This is a genomic window from Boseongicola sp. (genome assembly GCF_057460485.1).
The window spans coordinates 1-9,205 of sequence record NZ_JBVCWP010000160.1 but is presented as its reverse complement, the minus strand read 5'-3'; the positions used below and the strand labels follow the sequence as shown (position 1 = coordinate 9,205).

Sequence of the window (9,205 nt, the reverse complement as noted above, 5' to 3'; positions counted from 1 at the left end):
TCGACCTGCCGTAGCGACAGCGGATAGCGGAGGTACATCATCACCGTGAGGCGGATCACCTGGGGCGAGCTGTTGAAATAACGGAAGGGATTGTGCATCACGGGAGGCTAAGAAACCTCGCCAGGAGGCTCGAGCCAATTTACTCTGACAATGCCGTGTTGTCACATCCCGCGTCCCTACTTGCCTTTCGTGCCTCCCTCGCGCACACCCGCCAGGAACTTGCTCAACTCCACCGGGAAGGGGAAGACGATGGTCGAGCTCTTCTCTCCGGCGATGACATTTAGCGTGCTGAGATAGCGCAGCTGCATCGCCTCCGGCTGCTTGGAGAGGATGTTGGCAGCTTCGAGCAGTTTCTGCGCCGCCTGCGCCTCGCCTTCGGCATTGATGATCTTGGCGCGCCTTTCGCGCTCAGCCTCTGCCTGGCGAGCAATGGCGCGCACCATGGTCTGGTCGATGTCGACATGCTTAATCTCGACATTGGCTACCTTGATGCCCCAGGCGTCGGTCTGCGCGTCGAGAATCTCCTGGATGTCACTATTGAGTTTGTCGCGCTCCGACAGCATCTCGTCGAGCTCGTGCTTGCCAAGCACCGAGCGGAGAGTCGTCTGTGCGAGTTCGCTCGTCGCCTGCATGAAGTCCTCAACCTGGATCGTGGCGCGCTCCGGATCGATCACCCGAAAATAGATCACCGCGTTGACCTGCACTGAGACATTGTCGCGGGAGATCACGTCTTGAGTCGGCACGTCGAGTACCCTCACTCTAAGATCGACGCGCACCATCTGTTGCACGAGGGGAATGAGGATGATGAGCCCGGGCCCTTTCACGCCGGTGAAGCGGCCGAGCGTAAAAATGACACCCCGCGTGTACTCGCGCAGGATCTTGATGGCTGCGGAAAGAAAGAGCAGGACAAGAACGCTAACCGCGAAATAGAAAATGAGATCGTAGAACATAACGGGGTTCTCCATTTAGCTCTCGTCGGTGGAGTCAGGCTCGACCTTGAGCACCAAGCCGTCCATGCCAGTCACGCGCACAAGCTGGCCCTTACTTAGCGGCGCCTCTGAGACTGCCCGCCAGCGCTCGCTATGGGCGAAGACGTGCCCCTTGCCGTCCTGCCAGTCTTGAACCTCGCCGCGCGCTCCGCTCATCTCCTCGATACCCGTGGCGATCCGGTGGCCGTGGGAAGAGATCGCCAGGCGCACCACAATTAGCGTCAAGACGAGGCTCATCACCGCAACCGCGCTGATGAGGGCCCAGGAGATCTGGAAACCCGGGGCCTCGGTGTCGACAAGAATGGCCGCGCCGAGCACAAAGGCCGCGGCACCACCAACACCGAGAATGCCGAAGGACGGCGTAAACGCTTCTGCGACCATCAGGCCCAGGCCAAGCACGATGAGACCGAGCCCTGCATAGTTCACCGGCAGCAGCGCAAAGGCATAAAGCCCAATGAGCAGGCAGATCGCGCCAATCGTGCCTGGCACCAGCGCGCCCGGATTCATAAATTCGAAGATCAGCCCATAGATGCCGATCATCATCAGGACGAGCGCAACATTGGGGTTGGTGATGGCAGAAAGTAGCCGCGTGCGCCAATCCGGCTCGATCTGCTCGATCTTGAGATCTTTCGTGTCTAGCGCGATCTCGGCTTTGCCGACCTTGACGGCGCGGCCATGCGCTTGACCCAAGAGATCGTCGATGTCGTCCGCGACGATATCGATGACGTTCTCCTTCAGCGCCTCGCTTGCAGGTAGGCTCGCCGCCTCGCGCACTGCCTTCTCCGCCCAATGGGCATTGCGGCCTCTAAGCTCTGCGAGCGAGCGGATATAGGCGACGGCATCATTGATGGCCTTGGCTTCCATCGGCTTCGCCGGGGGCAGGGTGTGCTTCTTGTCTGTATCTTTCTCCCCCTCCTCGGTCTTTTCGACCTTCTTGGCCTTCTCCTCATCCTTGTCGCCGCCAGGCAGCGGCAAACCGCTCCCGATCGTGACCGGCGTCGCGGCCCCGAGATTGGTGCCTGGCGTCATGGCCGCGATATGGCTCGCATAGAGGATATAGGTGCCAGCGCTTGCAGCGCGCGCGCCACTTGGATGCACATAGGTCGCCACCGGCACTGGAGAAGCAAGAATGGCGCGATTGATGTCGCGCATCGAGCTGTCGAGACCGCCCGGCGTGTCCATCCTCAAAATCACCAGGGACGCTCCGCTTTCGGCTGCGGCGCGGAGCCCGCGCTTGAAATAATCGGCCGTGGCCGGACCGATGGCTCCTTCGACCGGCATTACAAGTGCCGTTGGCTGGCCCGGCTGGTCTACGGCCCAAGCGGAAGCCGCCAGGAAAAAAACCGCAATTGCTGGGGCGAAGGCGGTGAAGAGAGCGCTATTTCTCTTCATTCGTGTTGGCCCGTGGTTCCACAGAGAAGGATCATAGCGGGGAGGCTGTCCTTTCCGAAAATTCCATCCGGTCTGGATTCGCATCGTAAGGCTGAATCATCGCATCATTGAGAGCGATGTTTGCGATCCTATACGCGCACGCCGATTTACACATGAGGCAAACGCGCCGCTCGTTCGCTGTTATGCGCCTTGGGGTTCCCTGCTCGTCTGCAAATTTTCCCTGCTTTGGCGGCTAGGGAGTTACGTTCGCAACCAATTGAATTTCCTCCCGAAAGCCGGAGCGCCTCGGTCATCTCGAGCCAGAAATCGGCCAAATTCCCTTTATTTTCCCAGTGATCAGGGAATCTGACAAGCGGAGAGGGATTCGCGGCAGACTGCCAGCACAGCCACCTAGTCGCGGGCTTTTTTCTCTCTCGGTAAGAGCCCATCGAATACCCCGGAAGAAGCTCAGAAATCAGCCACCAATTGGCTTCGGTTCTCTGGAAGCATAGCCCGAGAGACATGCGTCTTGGGGTAGAGTAGGGGACTCCTGGCGTTTTCTCTCTACAGGCCAGTTTCGGGATCCCAGTTTAGGAGTGTAGTCGATCGAGCCATATCGTGATGTCTGCGAATGACCCAAAGCAGACATCAGCAGGCACAAGTTCACCACTCACGATGCCGACGTGCCTCCTAACGCAACATGACCATTTCTTCACTCAACCTGGTTTTCGCCGGCACATGGGGCAGGTTCATTCCCTACAGTGGACTGCACCTTGTCACCATCTGCGTCTGCGTTTTGGCGGTCGCCTCCCTTGGTGGGATCGGCCGTGCCCTGTCCGACACCAGGAAAACAGACTTGCGGCGCGCGCTCGGTGTTTTCGCGATCGCGTATTGGGTCGTCTCCTACACCATGCTGTGGTACCGCGATGGGCTCGACCTCCCGTCCGGCCTACCGCTGCATATCTGCGAACTCAATAACCTGATCGCGCCGCTTGCGTTGCTCACCCTCAATCGCTGGCTCAGAGCGACGGCTTATTTTTGGACCTTTGCGCTTACCACCCAGGCCTTTATTCAGCCGACTCTGACGACTGGCCCGGCTGGCGCCTTCTTCTGGCTGTTCTGGGCGCAGCACACGATTGTCCTCGCCTGCGCCGTCTATGACCTCGCGGTGGTCGGCTTCCGGCCTAATTGGCAGGACCTCTGGCGCGTCTATGTGGTGAGCGCACTCTATCTCGCGATAGTCGTTCCCCTGAATCTCGAGTTTGGCACGAATTTTGGCTTTCTCGGCAATCCACCCCCAGCGAGAGTACCTCCCTTTATCGACGCGCTCGGTCCCTGGCCCTTGCGAGCACTTTTTGTCGTTGCTTTGGCAGCCGCGGGCTTTGCGATCTTGGTTCTACCATGGCGGGGGCGGACATTGAAATTGCACAAGTCGCCTGACCGGTAGCACATTGAATTTGCGAGGCAGACCTCAGTGCCGACGGTTAGTATGTCCGCTTTGAGGGGTTAGAGCGGACATCCCCACTCAACTTGCCGATGTTGGCCTTGGGCCTGCCAGGAGAGCCAGCCAGAGCAGAGAGATCTTAAGGTCGATACGCTTTCTTTCGCTTTGCGCATTGGAACGAAAGCTTGGAATTTATGTGCAACGAGAAACTCGGGTTTAGTCGTCGCAAATGAGCAATTCTATATCTCAGACACCCAACCACAATGCTCTTGGAGATGTCGCTTGCTCTGATATCAAGACGTTTAGTCCGAATGAGCTGTGGCAGATTGAGGCTGGCTCTGGTCCCTTCGTGGGCCTTGCCGTCCACGCTGGCCACGAGATGCGTTGCGACCTGCGATCAGCACTCAAAATCGACGATCAAACTCGCTTGAGAGAAGAGGATCCGTATACCGAGCGTATTGCGGCGCTTTGTGGCACGCATATTGTAACTTTCCGATCGCGCTTTGAGGTCGATCTGAATCGTAAAGCCAATGAAGCGATTTGCGTGCAGCCTGAGGATTGTTGGAACCTTCGTGTATGGAAACAAAATGACGGGCTCACCCAGACGATGTATCGCCGCTCACTGTTGGAACATGCAGCCTTCTACGAAATGCTAGGTGCGCTCTTAAGGGAAATTGAAGAGCGAGAAGGCCGCTTTCTTGTCCTCGATTGCCATAGCTATAATCACCGACGCGCTGGTCCCGACCAACAGCCGGCTGATCCAGAGCGCAATCCCGAAATTAATGTCGGCACAGGTAGTATGGACCGCGCTCATTGGGCGCCGCTTGTAGATCGATTTATGGAAAGCTTGCAAGAGGCAGATTATCTCGGGCGACATCTCGACGTTCGCGAGAATGTTAACTTCCGTGGACGTCAGCTCGCGCGTTTTGTTCATACGCATTTTCCTCATAGCGGCTGCTGCCTTGCTATTGAGGTAAAGAAGATTTTCATGGATGAATGGACCGGCGAGCTTGATGAGGCGGCTTTCGAGGCTCTGCTCGCGGCTTTTCGGGCGACACTCAATCGGATTGAGGGTGTTCCATGGACCCGCTGAATATCGATTCGGACGTGCTCAGAACGACCGACGAAATTGAGCAAATGGTCTTGAAGCTTAAATCCGGTAAGGTTCTGCGTAAGAGGCTTCCCGGCGGCGGACGTATCCATATAGATCGTCCACAGCCATTTATTTGTGTATATCGGCGTCCCGACACCAGATCGGATATGGGCACCGAGCAGCTCTTATTAGGGCAAGCATCTTATATTTTGAGCAGCGGATCCGAGGAGTATCAACCTCTTCTAAAAGCGCTCATCACCAGACTTTTAGATGTGATTGTGGAGGCTTATGGCGCCGTCCTCGTGCTCGAGCTTTGGTCTGCGCCAGATGGATTGCCCGCCGAGCCCAACGAACGGCCTGCTCCCGTGCGCTTCCGCATAGTTGCGGCACGTCATGGTGTGCCGGATGCGACAATTGAGTCGCTTGAACATTCGCTACTTGCAACAACACGCGATCGGGCAACCAAGATCGCGATTGATTATTGCTCAGGCGCAGCATCGCCTGGATTGCCACCATTACTCTCGAGTGAAGAGGAAGAGCAGCAGAGCGCTTATTTGGTAGGCCTGGAGGTTCCTCCAATCTATCGCGACCCGGAAGCGGGGAAGGTCATCCCGATCGAACTGAGGCTTTTCACGGGACGGCTCGGGCGGGCTCTCCGGCAGGCCTTCTTCACATTTGTGCATGCGCGAGCGCGCTATCGGCCAGCGCACTATCAGGAGCTGGGAAGAAGGGCGATGACCCGTGCCGTGTCCGTCGCGGATGAGGGCCTTGCCCAAGTTGGTGACTCGTTTGACCTGCTTCTTCACGCGACGCCGGTCAACACGGACGCGGCATATCAGCGATTCGTAGATGCCAGCTGCCAAGCCATCCCCGAGTTCCTTTATCGCCCACAGACGATTGATCCGGGCGCGCTGAAACTTGCGCTTTACAAAGTTCCGATCGAGCGAATCGAAGACCCGGCTCTGTACCATCTGTTTGCGGCCCAGCGCGACGAGTTTGATCGTATGATCACAATGATCGCCGATCGAGGCACACCGCAATTTCTTCTTGAAAGCCAGCAGGTTTTCGGTCGCCCCGACGAGCATCTTCTCGGTACAGCCAATCGCCTCCTCAAGACTCTCCAACCCGAAGCGCAGGGCGATGGCGGTCGGGTAGCCGATGCTAAACGCTTTGCCGGATTGGCCGAGCGCGAACTTGCCCGCTACCGCAAGGATTGGCCCGACCTTCCAGCGCGCGTTGAAATGCGTACTGACGTACCTGGTTTGATGGTGTCGCGCGGCCATTTCCTTGTTGGCCATTCTGCGAAGGTGTCCGAGACGCGTGTAGATGCAACGCTCCACCATGAAATCGGAACACATATCCTCACCTACTATAACGGCCTGCAGCAGCCGCTTTCGCAGTTCCATACGGGAATGCCGGGTTATGAGCAGACCCAAGAGGGTGTTGCCATGCTTTCGGAGTATCTATCGGGCGGATTGACCAGGCAGCGAATGCGTCTCCTTGCCGGACGCGTCGTGGCCGTCGACAGTGTGGTCGAGGGTGCAGACTTTCTTGAGACTTTCCGACTGCTTCACGACGCCCACGGTTTCGGCAGACGTGCCGCTTTCACCATCGCGATGCGGGTGCATCGAGGTGGCGGACTGACCAAGGATGTAGTCTATCTGCGCGGCCTAATTGGCATTCTCGATTATCTGGCCAAAGGCCACAGCTTTGATGACCTGTTGCTTGGCAAGGTCTCTCTTGAACATATTGATATTGTTGAGGAATTGCGCTGGCGCCAGGTTATCTCGCCGGGCCCGCTTAAGCCGCGCTATCTGGAAAAACCCGAAGCGCTCGAGCGATTAGCGGCGTTGCGGGAAGGGGTGGACCTACTGGCGCTTGTCGATCGAGGTGCGCCATGAGGCTCGGCTTCGTAATCAACGATCTTGCAACCGAATTGGTCAACTACACCACAACGCATCTCGCACTTGCGGCCCATCGAAGGGGGCACGAGGTCTGGTATGTTGAGGTCGGGCGTTTCGCATTGGCGCCGGATGGTCGCGTGCATGCTGATGCGCGCCGTCTTGCATCTCAACGACTCGCATCCGTAAGTGAGCTGATCGCGTCATTGAGGTCCGTTGAAACGGCCTGTCTAGACCTAACGGTCGATAAGCTTGACGCCCTGTTTCTGCGTAACGATCCTGCAGCTGATGCGTTGGATCGTCCTTGGGCGCAACTCGCTGGCGTGAACTTCGGACGTCTCGCTGAACAGGCCGGCGTCGTCGTCGTTAATAGCCCGGAGGGACTGTATCACGCGGTCAATAAGCTTTACTTGCAGTTCTTTCCCGCGGGAATTAGGCCGCGATGTCTCATAAGCCGCAATCCCGAGACGGTGAGGCAATTTATGGATGAGGTCGGCGGCAGCGTGGTAATCAAACCGCTCCGTGGGTCTGGCGGGCACAATGTGTTCCTTGTTCGTCGCGATGATTCCTACAATTTCAATCAGATGTTTGAGACCGTAAGTCGGGAGGGATATGTAATCGCGCAGGAGTTCCTTCCAGAGGCAGCCGATGGTGACACGCGACTTTTTCTCCTTGAAGGCGAGTTGTTGGAGGTAAACGGAGCGGTGGCCGCACTTCGAAGAGTGCCGGCAAAAGGTGATTTGCGAAGTAACATGGCTGCGGGTGGCCACGGCGAGCTCCCTGAGATCACCGATAAGATCCGCCGGATCGCCGAAGCAGCGCGGCCACAGTTGAAGTTAGATGGGATGTTTTTGGTTGGCCTTGATATCATCGGCGGCAAAATGGTGGAGGTCAACGTCTTTACTCCGGGTGGGCTTTGGACCGCCGGGCGCCTGGCAGGAGTTGATTTCGCGATCCCCATCGTAGAAGCACTCGAGCGGAGAGTGGTGGCGCAACGAGCTTGATGGTCTTTGTTTGGCATTGTCAGACAAATCCGAACGAGTCTGTGAAGTGCGCTGGTCTGAGGCGTTCAAGCCGCCAGCTGACGCCACTCGGCCAGGGCGGCAGAACGGTTCTGTTTGAAGATGTCGCGGCGGTTGAGGTGGCGGTCGTGGTTGAAGTGATTGTGGACTGATGCGTGAGCGGCGGCAAACTTCTGTAGGGTCCTTGCGGCCCTGAACCTCTGCATCGCTCGTTCTCGTCGTCGGAACGGCTGGTGTGAATTTTCAGCCCGATTGTTCAGCCAGCGACCGCACTCCTGACGCTCCACAATCCCAATGACCTTTAGCGCGGCGCCGTAAGATCGAAGCCGGTCCGTCACGATTGCGTTGGGCCGGCCATAGCGTTTCATCGCACGCTTCAAAAACTTCAACGCAGCCATGCGATCCCGGCGTTTTGTGGCAAAAACTTCGAGGACCTCGCCTTCGTGATCTACGGCGCGCCAGAGGTAATGCGTCTCTCCATTGATCCTGACGAAGACCTCGTCCAGGTGCCAGCGCCATTGCGAAAACGACCGATGATGAAGGCGTCGATTCCTGATCTCCGCGGCGAACATCGGACCGAAGCGAGTCCACCAGAACCGTATCGTCTCGTGGCAGAGGTCGATGCCGCGCTCGAACAGAATATCCTCGACCTGCCGTAGCGACAGCGGATAGCGGAGGTATATCATCACCGTGAGGCGGATCACCTGGGGCGAGCTGTTGAAATAACGGAAGGGATTGTGCATCACGGGAGGCTAAGAAACCTCGCCAGGAGGCTCAAGCCAATTTACTCTGACAATGCCGAAAGCAGACATCCTCGGCTTCCCAAATGGCATGCCGCGCCACTTCGCCAGCCCCCTGCAACTTACTCAACGGACCTGCTCGAAAGAAGATTGGCAGGCAGCTTGAGCACGGCGATGACGGGCAGGTGGTCACTGGCTCGGCGCGCTGCAGCGCTGCAGTGTACCTCGAGAGTCTCGACCGGCGCGCCGCGCGAGTAAATGCGGTCTAAAGCCAGGATCGGTCTCGCCGAGGGGAAAGACGCCGGCCAGCAGTGGTTGTGGTGAGCGCTGAGCTCGGCTTCCAAGGCCTGGGTGGCCTTTGAGCGACGCCAGGCATTCAGGTCCCCCATAAGCACCACCGGACCCCGGAGCTGCGGGTGGCTTAGGATGGAGCGTACCTGGCGCTGACGGGTGCGATCCCGCAACGCCAAGTGCGTCGCGACCACGGTCAGGGAGCGTTTGCCCAAGTCGAACTTTGCAGCCATCGCCGAGCGCCGTTCGAGACGCGAAAACGAGAGATCCAGAACAAATAGACTGGTGATGGGCCATCTCGACAAGATCGCGTTACCAAGCTCACCGCGCCGGTGCGTGCGCGGGACCACGAAT

Annotated in this window: 8 protein-coding genes and 1 pseudogene; 4 read left to right on the top strand and 5 right to left on the bottom strand. The window is 57.7% G+C overall.

The window, feature by feature from the left end; genetic code table 11:
- From AC221Y_RS15890 to AC221Y_RS15880, 3 genes and pseudogenes are all read right to left on the bottom strand, one after another.
- Nucleotides 1-98, bottom strand: a pseudogene (locus AC221Y_RS15890) (IS6 family transposase); the annotation flags it as partial.
- A gap of 78 nt (nt 99-176) precedes the next feature.
- On the bottom strand, nt 177-950 hold the full coding sequence (locus AC221Y_RS15885) for a slipin family protein (protein WP_486707725.1): 774 nt from the start codon (nt 948-950) through the stop codon (nt 177-179).
- A 15-nt stretch (nt 951-965) separates the two neighbouring features.
- Nucleotides 966-2,381, bottom strand: coding sequence for an NfeD family protein (locus AC221Y_RS15880; RefSeq protein ID WP_486707724.1), 1,416 nt, complete (start codon nt 2,379-2,381; stop codon nt 966-968).
- Nucleotides 2,382-3,060: 679 nt separating this feature from the next.
- On the opposite strand from AC221Y_RS15880, the gene AC221Y_RS15875 reads away from it, so the two are divergent.
- The 4 genes from AC221Y_RS15875 (at nt 3,061) to AC221Y_RS15860 (ending at nt 7,802) form a co-directional block, all read left to right on the top strand.
- Nucleotides 3,061-3,807 (top strand): TMEM164-related integral membrane acyltransferase, encoded by a 747-nt coding sequence (locus AC221Y_RS15875; RefSeq protein WP_486707723.1) that lies wholly within the window; start codon nt 3,061-3,063, stop codon nt 3,805-3,807.
- 346 nt (nt 3,808-4,153) lie between these two features.
- The gene (locus AC221Y_RS15870; RefSeq protein WP_486707722.1) at nt 4,154-4,897 is read left to right on the top strand and encodes an N-formylglutamate amidohydrolase; all 744 of its coding nucleotides are present in this window, start codon (nt 4,154-4,156) and stop codon (nt 4,895-4,897) included.
- On the top strand, nt 4,885-6,798 hold the full coding sequence (locus tag AC221Y_RS15865; protein ID WP_486707721.1) for a peptidase MATCAP family protein: 1,914 nt from the start codon (nt 4,885-4,887) through the stop codon (nt 6,796-6,798). The genes AC221Y_RS15870 and AC221Y_RS15865 overlap by 13 nt, the downstream gene beginning before the upstream one ends.
- Nucleotides 6,795-7,802, top strand: a complete 1,008-nt coding sequence (locus AC221Y_RS15860) for an ATP-grasp domain-containing protein (protein ID WP_486707720.1) — start codon at nt 6,795-6,797, stop codon at nt 7,800-7,802. The genes AC221Y_RS15865 and AC221Y_RS15860 overlap by 4 nt, the downstream gene beginning before the upstream one ends.
- Before the next feature lie 65 nt (nt 7,803-7,867).
- Here AC221Y_RS15860 and AC221Y_RS15855 read toward each other — a convergent pair whose 3' ends face one another.
- Nucleotides 7,868-8,563, bottom strand: coding sequence for an IS6 family transposase (locus tag AC221Y_RS15855; protein WP_486707719.1), 696 nt, complete (start codon nt 8,561-8,563; stop codon nt 7,868-7,870).
- A 119-nt stretch (nt 8,564-8,682) separates the two neighbouring features.
- Nucleotides 8,683-9,205: endonuclease/exonuclease/phosphatase family protein (locus AC221Y_RS15850; protein WP_486707718.1), on the bottom strand; the 523-nt coding region annotated here is incomplete at its 5' end.